Genomic DNA, 1476 nt, shown 5'->3' with positions numbered 1-1476 from the left:
CCGGTGCGCGCTATGTGGGCAGCAGCTATGGCGACACGCTCAATACCATGCATAACCAGGCCTCGACGCTGGTCGATCTGGCAGTCAGCTATGACTTGGGTCTGCGCAATGCATCGCTCAAGGGTTGGTTTGCGAGCCTGAACGTGCAAAACGTGGCCGACAAGGAGGTCGCAGTGTGCAACAGCGGCTATTGCTATCTGGGCATCGGTCGGCAGATCGTGGGCAGCCTGCGCTATCGCTGGTAAGGCCAATCCAGGCACGTTTTCGAGGTGTGCAGGAATGGATCAAGGGGGTCACCAATTCTCATTGGTGACCCCTGGACTTTCCACCCTCACCACGGTGTCAGTTGCCAGCCATCCGGGCTTGCCTGCAGGCGGTCAGTCAATGCCAGGTTGTTCATGAACACTTCATCATGCGACACCACGACCAGCGCTCCTTGGTAGCTGCACAACATGGCTTCGAGTGCCTGCATGGTCGCGATATCGAGGTGGTTGCTGGGCTCGTCCAGCAACAGCAGAGACGGAGGGGGAAGGCGGTAGAGCAGGCAGGCCAGTGCTGCCTTCAGGCGCTCTCCACCGCTCAGCAAGCCTGGCGGTACGGTCAGAGCGTGTGCGTCCAGACCGACCTGTGCCAGTCGCATGCGTAGCGTGCTTTCGTCGATACCCATATCGCACGCGCGCAACTGCTCCAGAATCGGGATGTCATTTTCCAGAATCGTCAGGCGCTGGTCCAGGTAGGCGCTGCCGGGCATGACCCTGACGGAGCCTGACAGGGGAGCGAGGTGCCCGGCCAGCACTTTGAGCAGCGTCGATTTGCCGCTGCCGTTGGCTCCGCTGATGCCGATGCGTTGCTGGTTGCCCAGGATGAGGTTGACAGGCGGACTGCGATCCGCAACGAAGGGCAACTGTACATCTTCCAGTACCGCCGCCTGTCGCGGAGTCGCCTGAATGGCGGGTGGTGCGAAGAGGGTGATCGGGCTATCTTTTTCTACCTGCGCAGCGGCTTCACGCACATCACGGGCAAGCTGCGCGCGGATGGCGGCATGTTGCTGCTGCAGCTTGCCGGTCGAGAGTTCGCTGCGTGCCTTCTGGCGGTCCAGCAGGATTTTGGCCTGGTTGGCGTCTTTCCCCTGGCGGTTGCCTTGCGCTTGCTTGCGCGCCTGCCGCTCGCGTTGCGCGCTCATGGTCTGTTCCCTGCGCTGGCGCTCTGTCTTGCAGTGCGCCAGTTGTTGCAGGGCCTGCTGCCTTTCCTGGGCCTTGGCCTCGGCATAGAACGTGTAATTGCCGCCATGGCTGCGCAAGCCCAGTTCAGACAATTCCACGATACGCTCCATGTTCTGCAGCAACTGCCGGTCGTGACTAATGACCAGCAGACCGCCTGGCCAATCCTGCAACTGTGTCTCCAGTATTTGGCGGCTTGGGCGGTCCAGATGGTTGCTGGGTTCGTCCAGGATGAGAAAGTCTGCGTTCGACAGCA

Annotated in this window: 1 protein-coding gene and 1 pseudogene; one reads left to right on the top strand and one right to left on the bottom strand. The window is 61.0% G+C overall.

Annotation, left to right across the window (positions count from 1 at the left end):
* Positions 1-245, top strand: a pseudogene (locus ABN482_RS15455) (TonB-dependent siderophore receptor); the annotation flags it as partial.
* An 86-nt stretch (positions 246-331) separates the two neighbouring features.
* Here ABN482_RS15455 and ABN482_RS15450 read toward each other — a convergent pair.
* Positions 332-1476, bottom strand: a 1145-nt coding sequence (locus ABN482_RS15450; RefSeq protein WP_349504817.1) for an ATP-binding cassette domain-containing protein, incomplete at its 5' end; no start/stop codon positions are given.

The organism is Corticimicrobacter sp. (genome assembly GCF_040137905.1).
Lineage (GTDB): Bacteria > Pseudomonadota > Gammaproteobacteria > Burkholderiales > Burkholderiaceae_B > Corticimicrobacter.
This window is presented reverse-complemented; position numbering and strand designations above follow the sequence as displayed.